A 22224-nucleotide genomic window follows, 5' to 3' on the forward strand; every position below is an offset into this window, starting at 1 on the left:
AACGGTCGCCACCCGACCCGCCGGGCGCACCTGACCGCCGCTGAGAGGCCCGTGGCGGTCCGGACCCCTCCCCGGGTCCACTCCCGCCGCCTCGCGAAGCCTGAGCGCCTCCCAGGGGCCACCACGGGCACCACGCGGCCGCTCCCCGCCCGGTCCCACCCCGCTGAGATCCGTGACGCAGATCGTAGGAGCGCGCACCGCCCGCCAACCCGCAAAAAGGCGCGTGGGGCCCGACCCGATCGGGTGGAGCCCCACACGCCCTTCGTCACAACCCGCCCGCGGGCCGACCTTCCGCCCAGCCGCGGGGTGCGGTTACGCCAGGCCGGCGTCCGAGGTGGACGGGCCGGCCGCGTTCACGTCGTCCAAGCGGTACTTGCGCGCCGCCTGCACCACGAGCGACTGCTGGACCTCGCCGCGCTTGGCGAGTGCCGCCAGCGTGGCGACCGTGATCGACTCCGCGTCGACCAGGAAGTGCCGCCGGGCCGCCGGCCGGGTGTCGGAGAAGCCGAAGCCGTCCGTGCCCAGCGTCGTCATGTCGGTCGGCACGTACGGCCGGATCAGGTCCGGCACGGCCGTCATCCAGTCGGACACCGCGACCACCGGGCCGGCCGCCTCCGCCAGCACCTGCGTCACGTAAGGCACCCGCGGCTCCTGGTCGGGGTGCAGCAGGTTGTGCCGGTCCACCTCGACCGCCTCGCGGCGCAGCTCGGAGTACGACGTCGCGGACCAGACGTCGGCCTGCACGCCCCACTCCTCGGCCAGCAGCCGCTGCGCCTTGAGCGCCCACGGCATCCCCACGCCCGAGGCCAGCACCTGCGCGCGCGGGCCCGTGCCGGCCGCCACCTGGTAGCGGTACAGGCCCTTGAGCAGGCCCTCCACGTCCAAGTCCGCCGGCTCGGCCGGCTGCTGGTAAGGCTCGTTGTACACGGTCATGTAGTAGAAGATGTTCTCGGCGTTCTCGCCGTACATCCGCCGCAGGCCGTCCCGCACGATGTGCGCCACCTCGAACGACCACGCCGGGTCGTAGGCGACCACCGCCGGGTTGGTGTGCGCGAGCAGCAGCGAGTGCCCGTCGGCGTGCTGGAGGCCCTCGCCGGTCAGCGTGGTGCGGCCCGCCGTCGCGCCCAGCACGAAGCCGCGCGCCATCTGGTCGGCCGCCGCCCACAGGCCGTCACCGGTGCGCTGGAACCCGAACATCGAGTAGAAGATGTAGATCGGGATCATCGGCTCGCCGTGCGTGGCGTAAGACGTGCCCGCCGCGGTGAACGACGCCGTCGAGCCGGCCTCGTTGATGCCCTCGTGCAGGATCTGGCCCTGCTCGGACTCCTTGTACGCCAGCATGAGCTGCGCGTCCACGGACGTGTAGAGCTGGCCGTTCGGGTTGTAGATCTTCTGCGCCGGGAACATCGAGTCCATGCCGAACGTGCGCGCCTCGTCCGGGATGACCGGCACGATCCGGTTGCCGATCTCCGGGTCCTTGGCCAGGTCGCGGACCAGCCGGACGAACGCCATCGTGGTGGCGACCTCCTGCTTGCCCGAGCCGCGCCGGATCACGTCGTAGACCTTGTCACCGGGCAGCACCAGCGCCTTGGCCTTGGTGCGGCGCTCCGGCACGTAGCCGCCGAGCTGCTTGCGGCGCTCCAGCAGGTACTGGATCTCCGGGGAGTCCTGGCCGGGGTGGTAGTACGGCGGCAGGTACGGGTCGAGGTCGGCGTCCGCGATCGGGATGCGCAGGCTGTCGCGGAACAGCTTCAGGTCCTCGTGGGTCATCTTCTTCATCTGGTGCGTGGCGTTGCGCCCGGCGAAGTGCGGGCCCAGGCCGTAGCCCTTGATGGTCTTGGCGAGGATGACCGTCGGCTGGCCGTGGTGCTCGGTGGCCGCCTTGTACGCCGCGTAGACCTTGCGGTAGTCGTGACCGCCGCGCTTGAGGTTCCACACCTCGTCGTCGGTCATCGGCGCGACCAGCTCCTTGGTCCGCGGGTCGCGGCCGAAGAAGTGCTCCTTGACGTACGCGCCGTCGTTGGCCTTGTAGGTCTGGTAGTCGCCGTCCGGCGTCTGGTTCATCAGGTTGACCAGCGCGCCGTCGCGGTCCGCGTGCAGCAGCGAGTCCCACTCGCGGCCCCAGATGACCTTGATGACGTTCCAGCCGGCGCCCCGGAAGAACGCCTCCAGCTCCTGGATGATCTTGCCGTTGCCGCGGACCGGGCCGTCGAGGCGCTGCAGGTTGCAGTTGACCACGAAGGTCAGGTTGTCCAGCTGCTCGTTCGCGGCGATCTGGAGCAGGCCGCGCGACTCCGGCTCGTCCATCTCGCCGTCGCCCAGGAACGCCCAGACGTGCTGGTCGGAGGTGTCCTTGATGCCCCGGTCGCGCAGGTACCGGTTGAACCGGGCCTGGTAGATCGCGTTCATCGGGCCCAGACCCATGGAGACGGTCGGGAACTCCCAGAAGTCCGGCATCAGCCGCGGGTGCGGGTAGGACGGCAGGCCGCCGCCGGGGCCCGCGTGCGAGTACTCCTGGCGGAAGCCGTCGAGCTGCTCGGCCGAGAGCCGGCCCTCCAGGAACGCGCGCGCGTACACGCCGGGGGAGGCGTGGCCCTGGATGAACACGTGGTCGCCGCCGCCGGGGTGGTCCTTGCCGCGGAAGAAGTGGTTGAAGCCGACCTCGTAGAGGCTCGCCGACGAGGCGTAGGTCGAGATGTGGCCGCCCACGCCCACGCCGGGCCGCTGCGCGCGGTGCACCGTCATGGCCGCGTTCCACCGGATCCACGCCCGGTAGCGGCGCTCCACCTCTTCGTCGCCGGGGAACCACGGCTCACGCTCGGTGGCGATCGTGTTGACGTAGTCCGTGCTGGTCAGCGACGGTACACCGACGTGGCTCTCCCTCGCCCGCTCGAGCAGCCGCAGCATCAGGTAGCGGGCCCGCTGCTGCCCGCCGCCCTTGAGCGCGGCGTCGAAGGACTCCAGCCACTCCGCGGTCTCCTCCGGGTCGATGTCCGGGAGGTGGGCTGCCAGACCGTCACGGATGACGTGCACCCGTTCGGGAGTGTTCTGGGGGCTCAAGGGATCTCCTCGTTCCGGGGTCTCTGACTCCCATCGTCGCCCGAGGCACCCGATCCGGGCAGTGCTACCCGTGAGTAGTTCTGGATCGTGTCTCTCGCGCGCGCGAATAGGAGGTATGTACAGCGTGCCTCATCCGGATGGTGGAACGCATCCCGGGGTACCCGATGCGGCGTGTCCCGCCTGTTACGGTTGCGCTTGGCAGGTCCGACAGTGTTCGCTAACCGCGACTGGTAGTGACATCGCGCGGCAGTCGAACCCGGCTGCCGCTCTTGTGTACTTGGAGGAGTGGAAGCCGTGGTCGCCGCGGAAGACGCCGGCAAGATCGGTGTCGCCGACAGGCTCGGGATCGATCCGGGCAGCGTGGTCCAGGAGATCGGCTGGGACGAGGACGTCGACGACGACCTGCGTGCCGCGATCGAAGAACGCGTCGGCGGTGAGCTGCTCGACGAGGACTCCGACGAGGTCATGGACGTGGTCGTGCTGTGGTGGCGCGACGACGACGGTGACCTGACCGACGCCCTGATCAGCGCCACCACGTCGCTGGCCGACGAGGGCGTGATCTGGGTCCTGACGCCCAAGACCGGGCGCGAGGGTCACGTCGAGCCCAGTGAGATCGCCGAGAGCGTGTCCACCGCGGGGCTCGCCCAGACCTCCAACATCACCGTGAGCCCGGACTGGACGGCCACCAGACTGGTGTCGCCGAAGTCGGCCAAGACGAAGCGCTGACCACGTCCCGACCGCGCGGCCGCTAGGCTCGACGGCGGGCTCCGCAGGTGTGGAGCCCGTCTTGTCGGGCGGGTGCGCGGAAGGGTGTGGCATGGCGGTCGAGGTCGGTTCGGAGGCTCCGGACTTCACGCTCAACGACTACAACAAGCAGCCGGTGGCGCTGTCGTCGTTCCGCGGCGAGCGCAACGTGCTGCTGGTGTTCTACCCGTTCGCGTTCAGCGGGATCTGCACCGGCGAGCTGTGCCAGGTGCGGGACGAACTGGCGGCGTACGAGGACGAGAACGTGCAGGTCCTCGGGGTGTCGGTGGACACGCCGTTCAGCCTCAAGGCGTGGGCCGAGCAGCAGGGCTACCCGTTCCCGCTGCTGTCGGACTTCTGGCCGCACGGCGCGGTCGCGGCCGAGTACGGCGTGTTCAACGAGACCGCGGGCCTGGCCAACCGCGGCACGTTCCTGATCGACACCGCGGGTGTGGTGCGCTACGCCGAGGTCAACGCGCCCGGCGAGCCGCGCGACCAGGAGGCCTGGAAGAAGGCAGTGGCCGCGCTGAAGTCCTGATAGCGTTTCCGGCGCCGTCCCCCGTCGGGGCCGGCGTCCCCGGGCGTGTAGCTCAGCGGAAGAGCACTCGGTTTACACCCGAGCGGTCGCAGGTTCGAATCCTGTCGCGCCCACCACTGTGTGCAGGTTCACAGACAACCCCCGAATATGATCGAAATCTGGCCGTAATCCGTCCGGTGGGTCACTGCGAACGATTCCGCTATCGCCTGCTCAATCATTCGGGATTCCACTATCAGGGCATTGCGTGACCGTCTGCCTGCCGGGACGCTGGACTCATGCACAAGCCGGAGCTACACGTCAAGCTCCCGTCGGGCCTGCCGACCGAGAGCTACGAGGGCATCCGGCAAGCCGTCGCCAGCCTGCTGGAACTCTGGGGAGTCCAGGACGCGGGAACCCGATTGATCAGCACGGAAGTCGAGTCGACCGCGATCACCACAAACGGAACCACCGAGTAGTGAAATCGCGGTGGCCGGGTGGTGAACGTCGTCGCGGACAACCGCGATCGCGCATTCTCGGGCCGCTCCCACCGCCTCGTTGTGATCGGTTTCACCTGGGTTCTGGATCGCCCGTTTCGCCGCTGACCGCAGCAGGGCGCGACGAGCCTGTGCGACGAGCCGAGGCGAGGCGAGACGGGGCGGGAAGGGACGGGACGGGGCCGGGCTCGGTGAGGCGTTCCGCGGGCGCGGCGGGGAGACGAGTCAGGGGTCTGATCCCCTGGGCCGAGGAACGCCCGACCCGTAGCTTGTCGCCATGTCGCCCAGGACGGTCGCCGTGGTGGTGGGGGTCGCGTTCCTGTCGGCGGGGCTGCTGATCCTGCTCCTGCCGTCGACCACGAGTTCGCCCGCCGGGTTCCCGGTGGCCTGCGGCAACGGCGTCGGGCTCGGGTTCGACGCGGTGGCGGTCAAGGCGCAGGGCGCCGCGCTGGTCGAGATCTGCGCCCGGCTGCGCGCCGGCCGGCTCGGCTGGGCGGTGCCGGTCCTCGTGGTCGGCGCGCTGGTCGCGGTGGGCGGCCTGGTCGTGCGGCGGAGGTCGCCCGGACAGCACGAACGCCCGGCCTGATCGAGGCCGGGCGTCCGTCGGACGAGTGGGGACTAGCGGGCGAGCAGGGAGGTGATCTCCTGTGCCGCGCTGCCCGCCTCCAGCAGGTGGTGCAGGTTGTCCGGGAGCACGTCACCGCGCTTCTGCACGGCCTGCGCGTAGAGCCTGCCCGCGCGGTACGAGGAGCGGACCAGCGGCCCGGCCATCACCCCGGAGAAGCCGATGCCCTCGGCGGTCTCCTTGTGGGTCACGAACTCCTCGGGCTTCACCCAGCGCTCGACCGGGTGGTGCCGGGGCGACGGGCGCAGGTACTGGGTGATCGTGATGATCTCGCAGCCCGCCTCGTGCAGGTCGCGCAGCGCCTCGGCGACCTCCTCCGGGGTCTCGCCCATGCCCAGGATCAGGTTCGACTTGGTGACCAGGCCGGCCTCGCGGGCCTTCGTGATCACCTCCAGCGACCGCTCGTAGCGGAACGCCGGGCGGATGCGCTTGAAGATCCGCGGCACGGTCTCCAGGTTGTGCGCGAGCACCTCGGGCCGGGACTCGAACACCTCGGCCAGCTGCTCGGGCACCGCGTTGAAGTCCGGGATCAGCAGCTCGACGCCCGTGCCGGGGTTGAGCGCGTGGATCTGCCGGACGGTCTCGGCGTAGAGCCACGCGCCGCCGTCGGCCAGGTCGTCCCGGGCCACGCCGGTCACCGTCGAGTACCGCAGGCCCATCGCCTGCACGGACTCGGCCACCCGGCGCGGCTCGTCGCGGTCCAGGTCGGCGGGCTTGCCGGTGTCGATCTGGCAGAAGTCACACCGCCGGGTGCACTGCTCGCCACCGATCAGGAAGGTGGCTTCGCGGTCTTCCCAGCACTCGTAGATGTTGGGACAGCCGGCCTCTTCGCACACCGTGTGCAGGCCCTCGCGTTTGACCAGGCCCTTGAGCTCCCGGTACTCGGGGCCCATCTTCGCCTTGGTCTTGATCCACGAGGGCTTCTTCTCGATGGGCGTTTGACTGTTGCGGACTTCTAGTCGCAGCAGCTTCCGACCCTCAGGTACGACGGTCACCTGCCAACCCTACGTCACGAGGGGTCGGGCGTGACGCCCGTGAGTTCGGCGGTCAGGTCCCACAACCGGCTGGCCGCGAGTTCGTCCCGGGAGGCCGCGGTGGAGCCGGCGCGGGCGGGGTGGCCGCGCATGCCGCGGAACCCGCCGGGGCCGTAGTAGCCGCCGCCCTCAACGCCGGGCGACGTCGCGGCGTAGAGCTGCGGCAACGCGCCCATCGCGACGTTCTGGGAGATCAGCGCGGTGATCTTCGCGCCCACGGTCAGCAGCGGGTTGCGGTGCGCGCGGGCCATCGTGGAGCTGAGTTCGGTGACGGTCAGGCCGGGGTGCGCGGCGACGGACGTCACGTCCGCGCCCGTCGCCCGGCAGCGCCGGTCGAGCTCCCTGGCGAACAGCAGGTTGGCCAGCTTGGACTGCCCGTACGCGCCCCACGCGGAGTACTTGCGCACCTCGTAGTTCGGGTCGGCCAGGTCCACCGCGCCCTGCTGGTGGGCGAGGCTGGACACGGTGACCACGCGGGCCCCCGGCGTCGCGCGCAGCAGCGGCATCAGCCGCCAGGTCAGCGCGGCGTGGCCGAGGTGGTTGGTGCCGAACTGGCGCTCGAAGCCGTCGACGGTGCGCTCCTGCGGGCACGCCATCACGCCGGCGTTGTTGATCAGCACGTCCACCCGGTCGGCGCGGTCGCGCACCTCGGCGGCGGCGTCGCGGACCGAGGTGAGGTCGGCCAGGTCCAGCGTGAGCAGTTCCGCCTCGCCGCCGCCCGCGAGCACGCGCTCCAGTGCGCGCTGCCCGCGTTCGGTGGACCGGCAGGCCATCAGCACCCGGGCGCCCTTGGCGGCCAGCACCTCGGCGGTGCGCAGGCCGAGCCCCGAGTTCGCCCCCGTCACCAGCACGGTGCGGCCGGTCTGGTCGGGGATGTCCGCTTCGGTCCACTTCATGGTGACCACCTAACCGGCGTCAGGCGCTCTTGGCGAGCTTGCGCGGCTGGGCCGGCGCGTCCGGGCCGGTGCGGATCAGCGTGGCGAACGCCGCGCCGACCCGGGTGATCTCGTCGCTCGGCTCGGACAGCTCGGCCAGGCCCGCGGTGAGCGCCAGCAGGCGCTGCTCGCGCTCGACGGCGTCGGTGGCGGTCAGGTGCTCGTCCAGCACGGCGCGCAGCACGGGCTGCTGGGCGGCCAGGGTGCGCCACGTGCGGGTGACGATCTCCACGCGGTCGTCGTCGCTGTTCTCCAGCGCGACGCCGAGCCGGCCGGTGAGCTGCTGCATCCACCGGTAGTGCAGGGCCAGCAGGAGCTCGTCCTCGGTGGCGAACAGGGCGCGGTCGAAGGTCAGGGGAGCCGCGGGGGCCGCGGTGCGGAGCACGGCGTCCAGAGCGTCGCGCCGCCGGTAGAAGTCGTTCCAACTCATGATCACGCCTCCCTCTCGGTGGTCGGCCCGGTCGGTGACCGGCGTCATACCCCAGGTCTTTGGCATACCGCCGGTATGGCCGATGGGGCGAACATACCACGGGTACGTACCGTCGGTATGTCGTACGGTTGTGAACGTGGTGACAGTGCGGTCGAGGCGTGTCGATTACTCCGAGTCCACGAGGCAGGCCCTCGTGGACAGTGCCGTGGAGCTGTTCACCAAACGCGGCTACGCGGGCACGTCGCTCGACGAGGTGGCCAAGCGGGCACGGCTGACCAAGGGCGCGCTGTACCACCACTTCAGCGGCAAGCAGGCGTTGTTCGAGGCGGCCTTCGACTCGGTCGAGAACGCGTTCATGCGCAAGCTCGGCGAGATCGTCAGCGCGCCCGGGGACCCGTGGGACACCGCGATCGCCGGGCTGCGGGCGTACGTGCGGGTCTGCCTGGAGCCGTCCTACCAGCGGATCGTCATCCACGAGGCGCCGGTGGTGATGGGCTGGGAGCGGTGGCGCGAGGCGGAGGAGCACTTCAGCTACGGCCTGCTGCGCTCGACCATCGAGGTGCTGATCACCAGCGGCGAGCTGGAGCAGCTGCCGGTGGAGACGATGGCCCGGCTGCTGTTCGGGGCGCTGTCGGCGGGCGCGAGTACGATCGCCGGCGCGGCCGACCCGCGCAAGGCGAGCGCCGAGGTCGAGCGCACCATCGTCCGGGTGGTCGAGGGCCTGCGGGTCACCGAGCCGCCGCCCCGCGTGATTCCTGAGCGCTCCCGCTCCCGCCGCCGCTGACCCGCCGAACGCCGCCGGCCGACACCGGTATGACGTGCTCGGTCTTCGCGGCGCTCGACCACGCCGGGCACGTCGACCTGGACTCGTTGGCCGCGAGCTTCGCGCACCCCGGACGGCGTGGCCGGCGCACGGGCGCGTGGTTTCGGGCGTCGGATCGCGGGGTGCGGTGGGCGGCGATTAGCGTTGAGCCGTGGAACTGGAGCTTCGCATCTTCACCGAGCCCCAGCAGGGGGCTTCCTACGACGACCTGCTGCGCGTCGCCCGCACCGCCGAGGACGCGGGCTACGGCGCGTTCTTCCGGTCCGACCACTACCTGCGGATGGGGCCCGGCGACGGGCTGCCCGGCCCGACCGACGCGTGGATCACGCTGGCCGGCCTGGCCCGCGAGACCACGACCATCCGGCTGGGCACGCTGGTCACCGCCGCGACCTTCCGCCACCCCGGCCCGCTGGCGATCTCGGTCGCCCAGGTCGACGTGATGTCCGGCGGTCGGGTCGACTTCGGTCTCGGGTCCGGCTGGTTCGAGGAGGAGCACGCCGCCTACGGCCTGCGCTTCCCGTCGCTGGGGGAGCGGTTCGAGCTGTTCGAGGAGCAGCTCGCGATCATCACCGGCCTGTGGGGCACGCCGTCGGGCGAGAAGTTCTCCTTCGACGGCAAGCACTACGCGCTGACCGACGCGCCCGCGCTGCCCAAGCCCGCGCAGTCCCCGGTCCCCGTGGTCATCGGTGGCAAGGGCGCCAAGCGCACGCCGGCGCTGGCCGCGAAGTACGCCACCGAGTTCAACCTGCCGTTCGTGGACACCGCGTTCGCGGCCGAGCAGTTCGAGCGGGTCGACGCGGCCTGCCGGGAGATCGGCCGCGACCCGGCCACGATGACCCGGTCTGCCGGTCTGGTGCTGTGCGTGGGCCGGGACGACGCCGAGGTGGCCCGCCGGGCCGCGGCGATCGGCCGCGAGGTGGCCGAGCTCAAGGAGAACGGCCTGGCCGGCACGCCCGCCGAGGTCGTCGAGCGGTTGGGCACGTGGCACGCGGAGACCGGCATCAGCCGGGTGTACCTGCAGGTGCTGGACCTGGCCGACCTCGACCACCTGGAGCTGGTGGCGGCCGAGGTCGCGCCTCAGGTCCGGGTGTGATCCGGAGCCGGCCACAGGGCTGATCCGGAGGCCGGCCAGGGAGCTGGTCGGGGGACGGGTCAGGTGCCGAGCTGGCCCGCCACGTCGGACGCGGCGGCGAGCAGGACGAGCACGGGGATGGTGGCGGCGCTGCGCAGCCGGTAGCTCCCGCGCTTGTCCTGCTCGACCACGCCGGAGCCGGTGAGCGCCTTGAGGTGGTGGTAGAGCTGACCGGTCGAGCCGAGCCGGGCGGCCTCCTGGAGCGCCGCCGCCGGCTGCGGCCCCTGCGCCAGCAGGGACCGCACGATGTCCACCCGCACCGGGTGCGCCAACGCGGCCAGCACCTCGATCCGCGGCCGGTCGGCCAGGGCCAGCGCGCGCTCCGGCGTGACGTCGACCTGCCACGTCACCCGCCCGCCGCCCAGCGACACCCGCCCGCCGTAGCCGACCGCGCCGCCGCCGTCCTCGGTCTCGGGCAGCACCACGGTCTCGCGCTCGTCGCCCTCCAGGGCGGCCACGCGCTGCTCCAGCTCGGCAAGTCGCTGCACCAGGTCCACCGTGGTCATCCTACGAGAGGCTCACCTGGAATACCCCCAGCGCAGCGGGGTCCAGCAGGGCGTCGAGCACGAGGTCCACGAGTTCCGCCGCCCGCGCGTACCGGGCTTCGTCCACCTCCTCGACCAGCAGGGCCGCCGCGGCGACCCGACCGTCGTACCACCGGACGCGGCACCCGACGGTGAGCACGCCGGGCAGCGAACCACCCCGCACCGCGATCCCGGCCACGCCCGCCGGCGCGGTCCGGCCGCCTTCCCGGTGTCCCTGGTGTTCAAGGTGCTCCAGCGCGCGGGGGAACCGGTCCAGCGCGCGGTGCAGCCGGTGCAGGCCGGCGGCGGTGCCGCGCCACGTGGTGCGCGCGAACGGCCGTTGTCCCCCGTAGGTCCGGGGCACGTCCGGCAGCCGCCCGATCACCTCCAGTTGCAGGCGCGGGTCGGTCAGGTACCGCCGCACGTCGACCTCGCGGCCCAACACCTCCCGCAGCCGGTGGCCGAGCAGCGACGGGATCGGCGCGTCCGGCCACCCCGCCCGGATCGCGGCCGTGCGCAGGGTCGGCTCGCCCAGCCGGTGCCGCAGGTGGTCGGCCGCCGCGTCGTCGCCGTACCGGGCCGCGACCGCCGCCAGGTCGTCCAGGGCGACGGTGGCGTTGGGGTCGTCGGCGGTGACACCGTTGGAGGACTTCAGGTTCAGCGCCGCCAGCGCGCGCTGGTGCGCGCCGCCGTCGGAGGCGAGGCAGTACCGCTCCCAGTCGCCGAGGCGGACGCGTTCGCCCGGGTCGGCCGTGCCCCGCCGCACCGCGAGGTCGTAGCCGGCCAGGTGCACGGCGTGCACCGCCGACGCCAGCGGTTGCGGTTCGTGGGGCCGGTGGGCCAGCCGGCCGCCCCTGCCGTCGTCGAACACCGCGGCGACGTGACCGCGGTTCGCGCGTAACCACCCCAGCCAGTCGTCGGGGCCGGGGTCGGCCGCCGCGGGCAGGGCGGGCAGCAGCAGGGTGCCGCCCGCCACACCACAGGCGGAGAGCAGGTGCCGTCGAGTCAGGAGCACGACGAGATCTCCCCTCTGGTAGTCCGTAATTCCGGAATACTAGAGGGGGCGATTCGGGCTTGTCAGGGGGTTCGCACCGCGAACGTGACGCCGGCGGCGACCGGTTGTTCACGGATGAGCGTGCGCTCGGTCAACGGCAGGTCGCCGTTGAGCGCGTCGATCACCGCCTGGCGGGCCAGCGGGCGCACCTCGTCCACCGTGACGTCGCGGTCCAGCTCGCCGGACAGCGACGCGACGCCCGCGTCCCGGATGCCGCACGGGATGATCGCGCCGAACCCGGCCAGGTCCGCGTTGCAGTTGATCTCGAAGCCGTGCATGGTCACGCCGCGCTGCACCCGGATGCCGATCGCCGCGATCTTGCGCTCCACGCCCCGGTCGTCCGCCGCGATCCACACGCCGCTGCGGCCCTCGACCCGGCCGGTGCGCACGCCGAGCTGGTCGCACACGTGGATCAGCGCCTGCTCCAGGCGGCGCACGTACTGCACCACGTCCATCGGCTCGGCCAGCCCGATGATCGGGTAGCCGACCAGCTGGCCGGGGCCGTGCCAGGTGATCTTGCCGCCGCGGTCGACGTCGATCACCGGGATGTCGCCGCCGCGCGGGCGCTCCTCGTCCTCGGTGCGCCGACCGCAGGTGTAGACCTCGGGGTGCTCCAGCAGCAGCATCGTGTCGCCGATGTCGCCGTCCGCGCGGGCGTCGTTCAGCTCGCGCTGCAGGTCCCACGCGGCCAGGTAGTCGATGGTGCCCAGCTCGCGCACGTCGATCGGATCCGTCGAGGTGCGGCAGGAGAGTTCGGGACTGCTCACGGCTCGACCCTACGCCTGCCGGCGGGGCCCGCGGGGCGAGGGCCGCCGGGCCAGGGCAGCAGCCGGAGCACCAGGGCCGCGAGCAGCCCGACGCCCGTCGTGGCCAGCGCCGCGCCCACCGTGTCGGTGAACCAGTGCATCGTCAGCGCCACCCGGCTGGCCGCCGTGAGGACCACTGCGACGACCGCCAGCAGCACGGCTTTGCGCAGGTGGCGGCGGGCGAGGTGGGCGCACAGCACGACCCCGGTGAACGCCACCGCGGTCACCGCCGTCACGTGCCCGCTCGGGTAGGACGGCAGGTCGAACACGACCGGCCGCACCCGGTCGTACCCGAACCGGAGCAGGATCGTGCACCACGCGACGCCGAGCAAGACCGCGGCCTTGAACACCAGCAGCTCGCGGGCGAGGATCGCGCGCAACCCCAGCGACACCACCGTGATCACGGCCATGCCGGGGCTGAGCAGGAAGCTGACCACGTCCGCCGCCTGCACGAACAACGGCCCCAGCTCACGGGCCCGGTCGCGCAGCGCGACGTCCGGTCCCGCCGGGCCGCCGCGCACCGCGATCCCGAGCGCGACCGACGCCAGCACCAGGGCCACGCCGATCGCGCAGAGCACCGCGCGCGGGCTGCCGGTCATCCGGCGACGGCCGCCGCCACCGCCGCGCCCAACGCCGGGTGCAGGAAGTGGAAGCCGTGGCGCTCCAACGCCTTCGGCACCGCGCGCTGGCCCGCCAGGACGCCCTCCTCGGCGATCCCGCCGAGCACCGCCTTGAGCGCGAACCCGGGCACCACCCACGGCGTCGGCCGGCGCAGCGCGTGACCGACCGTGCGGGTGAACTCGGCGTTGGTCACCGGGCTCGGCGCGGTCAGGTTCACCGGGCCCTCGACGGTGTCGTGCTCCAGCACGAACTGGATCGCCGAGATCGCGTCGTCCAGCGAGATCCACGGCATGTACTGCCGGCCGTCGCCGAGCCGCCCGCCCAGGAAGAACTGGAACAGCGGTTTGACCTTGCCGAACAGCCCGCCGGCCGGGCTGATCACCAGGCCGGTGCGCAGCCGCACCACCCGCCGGGACGCCGCCGCCCCGGTGGCCGCCTCCCACTGCCGGCACATGTCGGCCAGGAACCCGGTGCCCGACGGCGTGGACTCGTCCACCACCTCGTCGCCGGTGTCGCCGTAGTAGCCGACCGCGCTCGCGTTCACCAGGGTCGGCACGCCGTGCTCGACCACCGCCGCCGCCAGCACCTCGGTGGGCACGGTTCGGGAGTCCAGCAGCACCTGCTTGCGGGCGTGGTCCCAGCGCTTGTCCGCCACCCCGGCGCCGCACAGGTTGACCACCGCGTCCGCGCCGTCGAGCGCGCCGGGGTCGAGGTGCCCGGCGGGCGGATCCCAGCCGCGCTCGTCGGGCGCGGTGGGGCGGCGGCGGACCAGCCGGACGACCTCGTGCTCCGCGCCGCGCAACGCGGCTACCAGACTGGTGCCGATGAAACCGGACGAACCCGCGACGACTACCCGCATGGGGATGATCGTCTCGCAGTGACCGGCCTGGTGCACAGTGGCCCCGGTGTAGCGCCCACCACTGCGGCCGGCGGCGTCCCTCGGCTGGTTCGCAACCGTGACGCGGACCGGCCGGTGCGGGGGCTTGAGGCGGGCGGAGCGTGGGCGTGGAACGGCCGGAGCTTGGGCGTGCGACGGGCGGAGTCAGGGCGTGCGACGGGGGAGCGTGGGCGTGGAATGGCCGAAGCCGCCCCTGGAGGTGGTCCCGGGGCGGCTTCGGCTTCGGCTTCGGTGGCGGGGGCTAGAGGCCGAGGTCGGCCTCGAACGAGCCCTCTTCGAGGCGGTTCTTGACCGTGGTGAGGAAGCGGCCCGCGTCCGCGCCGTCCACCAGGCGGTGGTCGTAGGTGAGGGCCAGGTAGGCCATCGAGCGGATCGCGATGGTGTCGTCACCGTTCTCGTCGGTGATCACCACCGCGCGCTTCTTGACCACGCCGACACCCAGGATGCCGACCTGCGGCTGCTGGATGATCGGGGTGTCGAACAGCGCGCCGTTGCTGCCCAGGTTGGTCAGCGAGAACGTGCCGCCGGTCAGCTCGTCCGGGGTCAGCTTGTTGCTGCGCGCCCGTGCGGCGAGGTCGCCGATCTTGTGCGACAGTCCGGCCAGGTTGAGGTCGCCCGCGTTCGCGATCACGGCGTTGAGCAGGCCGCGCTCGGTGTCGATCGCGATACCCAGGTGCTCGGCACCGTGGTACACGACCTCCTTCTTCTCCTCGTCGATCGACGCGTTGAGCACCGGGTGCTGCTTGAGCGCTTCGACGGCGGCCTTCGCGAAGAACGGCAGGAACGTGAGCTTGGTGCCCTCGCGCTGCTCGAACGCCGCCTTGGCGCGGTTGCGCAGCCGGGCGATCTTGGTGACGTCCACCTCGAACACCTGGGTGAGCTGCGCCGACACCTGGAGCGACTCGCGGGTCCGCTGCGCCACGATCTGCCGCAGGCGGGGCAGCTTCTGCACGGTGCCGCGCTTGCCGCTGGTGTCCGCGGGCGCGGTCGCGACCCGCTGCGCCGGGGCCGAGGGTGCCGCGGCGGCCGGCGCGGGAGCCGGGGCCTTGGCGGCCTCGACGGCGGCCAGCACGTCCTGCTTGCGGATCCGACCGCCGACGCCGGTGCCCTTGAGGGACCCCAGGTCGATGCCGTTCTCCGAGGCCAGCTTGCGGACCAGCGGCGTCACGTACGGCGCGCCGTTGGCGTCGTCCGACGCGGCGGGCTCGGCCTGGGCGGGCTCGGACTTCGCGGGCTCGGACTTCGCGGGCTCGGACTTGGCCGGCTGGGCCTGCGTCGGCTGCGGCTGGGTCTGCGCGGGCTGGGCCGGGGCCTGCTGCGCGGGCTTGGGGGCCTCCTCGGCGGGCGCGGACTGGGCCGGTGCCTGCTCGGCGGGCTTCGGGTCCTGCTGCGCGTGCTTCGGGGCGGCCGGCGCGGGGGAGCCCGAGCCGACGACCGCGAGCTGGCCGCCGACCTCGACGGTCTCGTCCTCGCCCGCGGTGATCTCCAGCAGGGTGCCGGCGACCGGCGACGGGATCTCGGTGTCGACCTTGTCGGTGGACACCTCCAGCAGCGGCTCGTCGACCTCGACCGGGTCGCCGACCTGCTTGAGCCAGCGGGTCACGGTGCCCTCGGTGACGCTCTCGCCGAGCGCCGGCATGGTCACCGGGGTGCCTTCGGCGGCACCGGACTCCTGCTGCCCGGACTGCTGGGGCGCGGATTCCTGCTGCCCCGACTGCTGGGGTGCGGACTGCTGGGCGGGTGCCTGCTCCTGCGCCGGGGCCTGCTCGGCCGGGGCCTCGGGCTCCGGGGCGGCCTGCGGCTCGGGTGCGGACTCCTGGGCCGGGGCCGCGTCGCCGTCGCCGATGACGGCGAGCTCCGCGCCGACCTCGACGGTCTCGTCCTCCTGGGCGACGATCTTCTGGAGCACACCCGCCGCCGGCGACGGGATCTCGGTGTCGACCTTGTCGGTGGACACCTCCAGCAACGGCTCGTCGACCTCGACGCGGTCACCCTCCTGCTTCAACCAGCGGGTGACCGTGCCCTCGGTGACGCTTTCGCCGAGTGCGGGCATTTGGACGGAGAAGGCCATCGTTCGCTGACTCCTCGTGCGTGGGTCGGGGATCGGCTGACTGGGGTGCGACGGTCAGCCGTGCACGTGCAGCGGCTTGCCGGCCAGGGCGAGGAAGGCCTCGCCGAGGGCTTCTGTCTGGGTCGGGTGGGCGTGGATCAGCGGAGCCACGTCCTCGGGGTAGGCCTCCCAGCTGTAGATCAGCTGGGCTTCACCGATCAGCTCGCCGACCCGCTCGCCGACCATGGTGACGCCGACCACCGGGCCGTCCGGCGCCTTGACCAGCTTGACGCCGCCGGCGGTCTTGAGGATCTGCGACTTGCCGTTGCCCGCGAGGTCGTAGACGAACGTCTCCACCGAACCGTACTTCTCCTTGGCCGCTGCCTCGGTCAGACCCACCGAGGCGACCTCGGGCTTGCAGTAGGTCACCCGCGGGATGCCGGCCTCGTCGATGACCTTCGGGTTCTGCCCGGCGATCTCCTCCGCGACGAAGATCCCCTGCTGGAAGCCGCGGTGCGCGAGCTGGAGGCCGGGCACGATGTCGCCGACGGCGTACACGTCGGGCAGGTTCGTGCGCAGCCGCTCGTCGGTGATGACGAAGCCGCGCTCGATCGTGACGCCGGCTTCCTCGTAGCCGTGGCCTGCGGTGTTCGGGCCGCGGCCGACGGCGACCAGCAGCACGTCGGCGTCGAGCACGTCGCCGGACTCCAGCTTCACCGACACGGTCGTGTCGGTCTGGGTCGCGCCGGTGAACCTGACGCCGGTCTTGAACTTGATGCCGCGCCGGCGGAACGCGCGTTCGAGCTGCTTGGAGGCGTACTCGTCCTCGGCGGGGACCAGGCGGGGCAGCGCCTCCACGATGGTCACGTCCGCGCCGAACGAGGCCCACACGCTGGCGAACTCCACGCCGATCACGCCGCCGCCGAGCACGACGACCTTCTCCGGCACGTAGTCCAGGTTCAGCGCCTGGTCGCTGGTGATGATCCGGCCGCCGATCTCCAGGCCGGGCAGGCTGCGCGCGTAGGAACCGGTGGCCAGCACGACGTTCTTGCCGGTGTACCGGTCGCCGCCCACCTCGACGGTGTTCGGGCCGACGAACGTGCCCGCGCCCTCCACGAGGGTGACCTTGTTCGCCTTCGCCAGGCCCTGAAGCCCCTTGTACAGGCGGCTGACCACACCGTCCTTGTAGGAGTTCACGCCGGCCATGTCGATGCCCTCCAGGGAGGACTTCACGCCGAACTGGTCGCCTTCGCGGGCGTTGTCCGCGACCTCCGCCGCGTGCAGCAGCGCCTTGGTCGGGATGCAGCCCCGGTGCAGGCAGGTGCCGCCCAGCTTGTCCTTCTCGACCAGGACGACGGACAGGCCGAGCTCGGCCGCGCGGAACGCGCAGGCGTAGCCGCCCGAGCCGCCACCGAGGATCACAAGGTCGGCGGAGGTGTCGGTCACGGGATCTCCCTGGAGGGCTTGTTGCCTTACATCGCGCGGGTGCGCGCGGGTGATTGCCATCTTGTCACTACTTCGCGGAGGACGGCGACGCGGTGTCCTCTTGGGAGGATTTGCCCACACCTTCACACGGACGCCGGCACCATGGTCCGCAGGAGTCCCGTCAGGAGGTGGCCCGGTGGGCCTGTTCGACCGTTTTCGCAGGAAGCAGCGCCCCGGCGTGCTGCGGTCGTCCACGTCCTCGGACACCGGGCACCTGGAGCAGTGGGCGGCCGAGCGGCGCGGGGTCGAGGCGTACGTCGAGCCCAAGACCACCGTGACGGAAACCACGGTAGTGCTGGTCGCGCACGACGGCGAGTGGACGCGGCGGCGCATCGACGGTGCCGACGGCGCGAAGAAGCTGGCGAAGAAGCTGGGCATCCCGATCTACGACGCGGGCATCGTGGGCTACCCGAAGCGGATGCGCGAGTACTCGCGGCGCAAGAACCAGAACGGCTGAGTCGGCCCGGCAGGTCGGACCGGAGTGCGTCGACGATTTTGTGCGGGTCGGCCGGCCACGTGGTTGACAAGCCCAGAAAAACGTCGTAGTGGCACGCGCCGCGGTGTCGGAGAAGTTCGTTGTGCGCGGCCGGCAGGGTCGGCTCGGAAAAGGCCGAAGCGGTGACCGGGAACGTTTCGGTGTAGATGCCGACGGCTGTTCGGGCGGCTTCCACGAGGTTTTCCCGGACGCCGGCCCCCTGCCGGCAGGGGGCCGGCGTGACGCAGAAGAGGGAAAGCACGAAGGGGCCCGCGGCGGGGGCCCCTTCGTGGTGGGAAAAAGGTGTATCAGCCGTTCGCGGCGATGTCCGCGAGGACGGCGGCGAGCGTGCGGACCGGAACGCCGGTGCCGCCCTTGGTGGTGTACCCGTGGGGCGCGCCGTTGTGGAACGACGGGCCCGCGATGTCGACGTGCGCCCACGGCACACCGTCGGCGACGAACTCGCGCAGGAAGATCCCGGCCACGAGCATCCCGCCGAACCGGTGCCCGGCGACGTTGGCCAGGTCCGCGACGCGGGAGTCGATGTCGCCGCGCAGCTCGTCCGGCAGCGGCATGGCCCAGGCGTTCTCGCCGACCGCACGGCCCAGCGCGGCCACCCGGTCGCGGAACTCGTCGGAGCCCATCACGCCGGCCGTCCGCTTGCCCAGCGACACGACCTGCGCGCCGGTCAGGGTGGAGGTCTCGATCAGGTAGTCCGGCCCGTCCTCGCACGCCCGCGCGATCGCGTCGGACAGCACCAGGCGGCCCTCGGCGTCGGTGTTGAGCACCTCGACGGTCTTGCCGCCGTACATGGTGAGCACGTCACCGGGGCGGTAGGCGGTGCCGGACGGCATGTTCTCCGCCAGCGGGGCCCACGCGGTGACCTCCAGCGGGTACTTGAGCTTCGCCGCCAGCACGACGGTCGCCACGACCGCCGCCGCGCCGCTCATGTCCGAGGTCATCTCGTCCATGCCCGCCGCGGGCTTGATGGAGATGCCGCCGGTGTCGAAGGTGATGCCCTTGCCGACCAGGGCGACCTTCTTGCCCGCCTTCGGGCCGCGGTAGGTCACCCGGACCAGGCGCGGCGGGCGCGACGAGCCGAGACCGACGCCGAGGATGCCGCCGAAGCCCTGCTTGCGCAGCGCCTTCTCGTCGAGGACCTCGACCTCCAGCCCGTCGATGCCCTGGGCCAGCGCGGTGGCCCGCTCGGCGAAGGACGCCGGGTACAGGTCGTTGGGCGGGGTGTTGATCAGGTCGCGGGTCGCGGCGACGGCCTCCGCGATCGCGGTGGACGCCTTCACGGTCGCGCGGTGCGCCTTGACCGTGCCCGTGGCGGGGGCGACCAGGTCGACGCGGACCACCGGGGCTTCACCGGCCGACGACTTGTAGGCGGTGAACTGGTACGCGCCGAGCAGCGTGCCCTCGACGGCCGCACCGAGGTGCAGCGCGGACAGCGTTGACGTGGCGCGCTTCTTGCCGGTGAGGGCACGGGCGGCGGCACCGGACGCGCGGCGCACCTGCTCCTCGCTCACGTCGTCACCGGTCGGCTTGCCCAGGCCCACGGCGATCACCAGGGGCGCGGCGAGCTTGCCGAACGTGGGGACGGCGACGACTTCTTCGGCCTTGCCGGTCGCGCCCAGGGTGGTGAGGACGTCCAGCAATCCGCCGTCGAACGCGGCGTTCACCGCCTCGGCGGCACCCGCGAGGGCGGGGCCGTCGGGTCCCTGGATGGTGCCCACCACCACCGCGTCCACGGCTGTGGTGCTCAGGTCACTGTCGGTGATGGCCAGTTTGGGCGCGGTCACTGCGGCTCCTTGACGGGGGTCCTCCCGGCACTTCCTGGTCGTGCGGCGGGAACGGGGGTGGATCGTGACGAATGCTAAAGGTCTTGTTCACAGCCGGGGCCGCCGCACCTTCCATAGCGGGGAGTAACAATTAACACGATCGTGGGTCAACTGGCCGGGCGTTAGTTGGCGCTCGGGCTCTGTGGGACCGTGTAGCGGTGACAGTCACGCCCCGTGCCGGGGCCGTGGTGCTCGCTCTCGGCGCGACCCTGGGTGCCGGAATCCTCGTCGGATTCGCCCCCGCCGCCGCCGTCGCGGGTCCCTGGTTCCTCCTCGCGCTCGTGCTCGCCGCGCTGACCGCGCTGTGCTGTGCCTACTCCACCGCCGACCAGCACCGGGCCTACCCGGACGCGGCCGGCGGCTACGCCTACATCCGCAACCAGCTCGGGCCGTGGCCGGGGCGGATCGGCGCGAGCGCTCACCTGATCGGGCGGGCCGGGCTGGCGGCGGCGGTGGCCGGGGCGTTCGGCGCGTACGCGTTCCCCTCCGATCGGGTGCTCGCGGGGCTGGGCGTGCTGGTGGTGACGGCGGTGGTCGGCAGGTACCTGGCCGGGTACGTCGCCTGGGCCGCCGTGCTGGTGGTGCTCGCCGTGCTGGCGGTCGTGGTGCTGGTGTGCTTCTCGGTGACGCCGGCGGTGAGCCCGGTCGGGGCGGCCGAGTCGGCTGGAGCGGTCGGGGCGGCTGGAGCGGTCGGGGCGGCTGGAGCGGTCGGGTCGCCCGGGTTCGACGGGATCATGGGCGCGGCCGGGCTGATGTTCGCCGCGTTCACCGGGTTCGAGCGGATCACCGCGCCGGGGCGGGGCGACCGGGTGTTCCCGGCATCGGTGTTGAAGGTGGCCGTGCCGGTGCTGGTCGGCGTGGTGTTCGTGGTCGTGGCGGGTGTCGGCGCGGCGGTCCTCCACCAGCTCGGGGCGGCGCGGGTGGCGTTGTCGCCGGCTCCGCTGCGGGACGCGTTGGTGGCGGCGGACGGGCGGGCGCTGGTGCCGGTGCTCGCGGTGGGGGCGGCGGTCGCGGCGGTGTCGGTGCTGGTGTTCGTGCTGGCCGGCGCGCGGCGCACGCTGGTGGGGTTGGTGGAGAACGGAGACCTGCCGAACATCCGCGCCCGGTGGCCGTTGGAGGTCGTCGCGGTCGGGTTGGCCCTGGTGGCGTTCCTGGCGTTGCCGACGTCCACGGCGTTCGCGGTCGGAGCGTGCGGCACGGCCTTCTATTACGGGTTCACGAACGCGTCGGCGCGAGTCCTGCTCCAAGAAGACCGGACGTGGCCGATGCGCACGGCGTGCCTGGGTTTGGGGCTGTCGGTGCTGTTGGCGATGAGCGCGCCGGCCGACGCGTTGGTGATCACCGGGGTCGGCTTGGTGGTCGGCACCGGGTTGTTGGGGTTGGGGCGGATTCGTCACTCGGTCGGGTGAGTGCCGGGAAGGGCGAACAGTGAGGTGGCCTCGTACGTGAGTGGCCACGGGAAGTCGGACGTCCGAGCGTCGGGACAGCGATTTTCCGAAGTCGCACCGGGAGCTAGTGTGCTGTCATGACGACCGCGTTGCCTTTCACCCGGACCCCCAACACCCAGCCGGCCACCCCGGAGCGGGTCGCGGAGGTACTCGCCAAGCCGGGCTTCGGGCAGCACTTCACCGACCACATGGTGACGATCCGCTGGAACCGCGAACAGGGCTGGCACGACGCCGCAGTCGAGCCCTACCACTCGCTGGAGCTGGACCCGGCGGCAATGGTGCTGCACTACGGCCAGGCCATCTTCGAAGGGCTCAAGGCGTACCGCCGGCCCGACGGATCGATCGCGTCCTTCCGCCCGGAGGCGAACGCCGAGCGCTTCCGCGCCTCCGCGCGTCGGATCGCCATGCCGGAGCTGCCGGACGAGCTGTTCCTCGACTCGGTCCGCGAGCTGCTCGCCGTGGACGGCCGGTGGGTGCCCTCGGCCGCCGAGGAGTCGCTGTACCTGCGGCCGTTCATGTACTCGTCGGAGAAGGGCCTCGGTGTGCGGCCCGCGTCCGAGTACGTCTACGTGCTCATCGCCTCGCCCGCCGGGTCGTACTTCGCGGGCGGCCTCAAGCCGGTGACGGTGTGGCTGTCCGCCGAGTACGTGCGCGCGTCGCCGGGCGGCACCGGCGCGGCCAAGTTCGCGGGCAACTACGCGGCGTCGCTGGTGGCCCAGGCCCAGGCCGCCGAGCAGGGCTGCGACCAGGTCGTGTGGCTCGACGCGGTGGAACGGCGGTGGGTCGAGGAGATGGGCGGGATGAACCTGTTCTTCGTCCTCGGCTCCGGTGCCGACGCGCGGGTCGTCACGCCCGAGCTGTCCGGCGCGCTGCTGCCCGGCATCACCCGGGACTCGCTGCTGCGGCTCGCCGCCGACTTCGGCTACGGGGTCGAGGAGCGGCGGATCTCCACCGAGGAGTGGGAGAAGAAGGCCGAGTCCGGCGAGCTGACCGAGGTCTTCGCCTGCGGCACGGCGGCGGTGATCACGCCGGTCGGGCACGTCAAGCACGCGGGCGGTGAGTTCAGCGTGTCGGGCGGGGCCACCGGTGAGGTGACGCTGAAGCTGCGGGAGCGGCTGACGGGGATCCAGCAGGGGCTGGTCGAGGACCCGCACGGGTGGATGACCCCGCTGGGCTGAGCTGGTCGACGGGCGTCGGGCGGGCCTGGGGATTCGGGCTCGCCCGG

General features: G+C 72.1%; 21 protein-coding genes and 1 tRNA gene. 10 read left to right on the forward strand and 12 right to left on the reverse strand.

The window, feature by feature from the left end:
* Positions 1-312: 312 nt before the first annotated feature.
* Entirely contained in the window at positions 313-3060 is a 2748-nt protein-coding gene (gene aceE / locus BN6_RS07770; RefSeq protein WP_015099019.1) for a pyruvate dehydrogenase (acetyl-transferring), homodimeric type, read from the reverse strand.
* A gap of 294 nt (positions 3061-3354) precedes the next feature.
* Between aceE and BN6_RS07775 the strand changes: the two genes are divergently transcribed.
* The 5 genes from BN6_RS07775 to BN6_RS07795 all read left to right on the forward strand — a co-directional run bounded on the left by BN6_RS07775 (position 3355) and on the right by BN6_RS07795 (position 5401).
* Positions 3355-3786: a DUF3052 domain-containing protein gene (locus tag BN6_RS07775; protein ID WP_015099020.1), complete on the forward strand. Its 432-nt coding sequence runs from the start codon at positions 3355-3357 to the stop codon at positions 3784-3786.
* Between the two features lie 91 nt (positions 3787-3877).
* The gene (locus BN6_RS07780) at positions 3878-4342 is read left to right on the forward strand and encodes a peroxiredoxin (protein ID WP_015099021.1); all 465 of its coding nucleotides are present in this window, start codon (positions 3878-3880) and stop codon (positions 4340-4342) included.
* 41 nt (positions 4343-4383) lie between these two features.
* Positions 4384-4458: transfer RNA gene (locus BN6_RS07785), tRNA-Val, on the forward strand.
* Between the two features lie 159 nt (positions 4459-4617).
* Positions 4618-4797 (forward strand): hypothetical protein, encoded by a 180-nt coding sequence (locus BN6_RS07790; RefSeq protein ID WP_015099022.1) that lies wholly within the window; start codon positions 4618-4620, stop codon positions 4795-4797.
* Positions 4798-5092: 295 nt separating this feature from the next.
* Positions 5093-5401, forward strand: a complete 309-nt coding sequence (locus tag BN6_RS07795; protein WP_015099023.1) for a hypothetical protein — start codon at positions 5093-5095, stop codon at positions 5399-5401.
* A gap of 32 nt (positions 5402-5433) precedes the next feature.
* Here the strand turns inward: BN6_RS07795 and lipA are convergent, their stop codons facing one another.
* From lipA to BN6_RS07810, 3 genes are read right to left on the reverse strand one after another with little or no spacing between them, the layout of a single operon-like run.
* Positions 5434-6435, reverse strand: a complete 1002-nt coding sequence (lipA, locus tag BN6_RS07800) for a lipoyl synthase (protein WP_015099024.1) — start codon at positions 6433-6435, stop codon at positions 5434-5436.
* A 14-nt stretch (positions 6436-6449) separates the two neighbouring features.
* Entirely contained in the window at positions 6450-7370 is a 921-nt protein-coding gene (locus tag BN6_RS07805) for an oxidoreductase (protein ID WP_015099025.1), read from the reverse strand.
* A 19-nt stretch (positions 7371-7389) separates the two neighbouring features.
* Positions 7390-7839, reverse strand: a complete 450-nt coding sequence (locus BN6_RS07810; protein ID WP_015099026.1) for a hypothetical protein — start codon at positions 7837-7839, stop codon at positions 7390-7392.
* 145 nt (positions 7840-7984) lie between these two features.
* Between BN6_RS07810 and BN6_RS07815 the strand changes: the two genes are divergently transcribed.
* Complete coding sequence (locus BN6_RS07815) at positions 7985-8623, forward strand: TetR/AcrR family transcriptional regulator (RefSeq protein ID WP_051075951.1); 639 nt, start codon at positions 7985-7987, stop codon at positions 8621-8623.
* Between the two features lie 196 nt (positions 8624-8819).
* The gene (locus BN6_RS07820) at positions 8820-9755 is read left to right on the forward strand and encodes an LLM class F420-dependent oxidoreductase (RefSeq protein WP_041316302.1); all 936 of its coding nucleotides are present in this window, start codon (positions 8820-8822) and stop codon (positions 9753-9755) included.
* A gap of 59 nt (positions 9756-9814) precedes the next feature.
* On the opposite strand, the gene BN6_RS07825 is transcribed toward BN6_RS07820, so the two are convergent.
* The 7 genes from BN6_RS07825 to lpdA all read right to left on the reverse strand — a co-directional run bounded on the left by BN6_RS07825 (position 9815) and on the right by lpdA (position 17193).
* A complete protein-coding gene (locus BN6_RS07825) occupies positions 9815-10300 on the reverse strand; it encodes an ArsR/SmtB family transcription factor (protein WP_015099029.1) in 486 nt (161 codons plus the stop codon).
* 1 nt (position 10301) lies between these two features.
* On the reverse strand, positions 10302-11333 hold the full coding sequence (locus tag BN6_RS07830; RefSeq protein WP_015099030.1) for a serine hydrolase: 1032 nt from the start codon (positions 11331-11333) through the stop codon (positions 10302-10304).
* A 62-nt stretch (positions 11334-11395) separates the two neighbouring features.
* On the reverse strand, positions 11396-12139 hold the full coding sequence (gene lipB / locus BN6_RS07835) for a lipoyl(octanoyl) transferase LipB (protein ID WP_015099031.1): 744 nt from the start codon (positions 12137-12139) through the stop codon (positions 11396-11398).
* Complete coding sequence (locus BN6_RS07840; protein WP_015099032.1) at positions 12136-12777, reverse strand: phosphatase PAP2 family protein; 642 nt, start codon at positions 12775-12777, stop codon at positions 12136-12138. Before BN6_RS07840 ends, lipB begins: the two co-directional genes overlap by 4 nt.
* Positions 12774-13658 (reverse strand): TIGR01777 family oxidoreductase, encoded by an 885-nt coding sequence (locus tag BN6_RS07845; protein ID WP_041312246.1) that lies wholly within the window; start codon positions 13656-13658, stop codon positions 12774-12776. Before BN6_RS07845 ends, BN6_RS07840 begins: the two co-directional genes overlap by 4 nt.
* Positions 13659-13938: 280 nt before the next feature.
* Positions 13939-15768, reverse strand: coding sequence for a 2-oxoglutarate dehydrogenase, E2 component, dihydrolipoamide succinyltransferase (sucB, locus tag BN6_RS07850; RefSeq protein ID WP_015099034.1), 1830 nt, complete (start codon positions 15766-15768; stop codon positions 13939-13941).
* Between the two features lie 54 nt (positions 15769-15822).
* Complete coding sequence (lpdA, locus tag BN6_RS07855; protein WP_015099035.1) at positions 15823-17193, reverse strand: dihydrolipoyl dehydrogenase; 1371 nt, start codon at positions 17191-17193, stop codon at positions 15823-15825.
* Between the two features lie 175 nt (positions 17194-17368).
* Between lpdA and BN6_RS07860 the strand changes: the two genes are divergently transcribed.
* Complete coding sequence (locus BN6_RS07860) at positions 17369-17689, forward strand: hypothetical protein (protein WP_015099036.1); 321 nt, start codon at positions 17369-17371, stop codon at positions 17687-17689.
* Positions 17690-18015: 326 nt separating this feature from the next.
* On the opposite strand, the gene BN6_RS07865 is transcribed toward BN6_RS07860, so the two are convergent.
* Positions 18016-19512 (reverse strand): leucyl aminopeptidase, encoded by a 1497-nt coding sequence (locus BN6_RS07865; RefSeq protein ID WP_015099037.1) that lies wholly within the window; start codon positions 19510-19512, stop codon positions 18016-18018.
* A gap of 197 nt (positions 19513-19709) precedes the next feature.
* Here BN6_RS07865 and BN6_RS07870 point away from each other — a divergent pair, with 197 nt between their 5' ends.
* Complete coding sequence (locus BN6_RS07870) at positions 19710-20960, forward strand: APC family permease (protein WP_015099038.1); 1251 nt, start codon at positions 19710-19712, stop codon at positions 20958-20960.
* 116 nt (positions 20961-21076) lie between these two features.
* Positions 21077-22177 (forward strand): branched-chain amino acid aminotransferase, encoded by a 1101-nt coding sequence (locus BN6_RS07875; RefSeq protein ID WP_015099039.1) that lies wholly within the window; start codon positions 21077-21079, stop codon positions 22175-22177.
* The last annotated feature ends 47 nt before the right edge of the window (positions 22178-22224 follow it).

Source organism: Saccharothrix espanaensis DSM 44229, assembly GCF_000328705.1.
Classification (GTDB): Bacteria; Actinomycetota; Actinomycetes; order Mycobacteriales; family Pseudonocardiaceae; genus Actinosynnema; species Actinosynnema espanaense.

Excerpts from the sequence above, each read along its gene's own strand:
- BN6_RS07840 (WP_015099032.1), bottom strand. The coding sequence starts at position 12,777 with ATGACCGGCAGCCCGCGCGCGGTGCTCTGCGCGATCGGCGTGGCCCTG.
- BN6_RS07825 (WP_015099029.1), bottom strand. The coding sequence starts at position 10,300 with ATGACCACGGTGGACCTGGTGCAGCGACTTGCCGAGCTGGAGCAGCGC.
- BN6_RS07810 (WP_015099026.1), bottom strand. The coding sequence starts at position 7,839 with ATGAGTTGGAACGACTTCTACCGGCGGCGCGACGCTCTGGACGCCGTG.
- BN6_RS07875 (WP_015099039.1), top strand. The coding sequence starts at position 21,077 with ATGACGACCGCGTTGCCTTTCACCCGGACCCCCAACACCCAGCCGGCC.
- BN6_RS07845 (WP_041312246.1), bottom strand. The coding sequence starts at position 13,658 with ATGCGGGTAGTCGTCGCGGGTTCGTCCGGTTTCATCGGCACCAGTCTG.
- BN6_RS07780 (WP_015099021.1), top strand. The coding sequence starts at position 3,878 with ATGGCGGTCGAGGTCGGTTCGGAGGCTCCGGACTTCACGCTCAACGAC.
- BN6_RS07795 (WP_015099023.1), top strand. The coding sequence starts at position 5,093 with ATGTCGCCCAGGACGGTCGCCGTGGTGGTGGGGGTCGCGTTCCTGTCG.
- BN6_RS07790 (WP_015099022.1), top strand. The coding sequence starts at position 4,618 with ATGCACAAGCCGGAGCTACACGTCAAGCTCCCGTCGGGCCTGCCGACC.
- sucB (WP_015099034.1), bottom strand. The coding sequence starts at position 15,768 with ATGGCCTTCTCCGTCCAAATGCCCGCACTCGGCGAAAGCGTCACCGAG.
- BN6_RS07805 (WP_015099025.1), bottom strand. The coding sequence starts at position 7,370 with ATGAAGTGGACCGAAGCGGACATCCCCGACCAGACCGGCCGCACCGTG.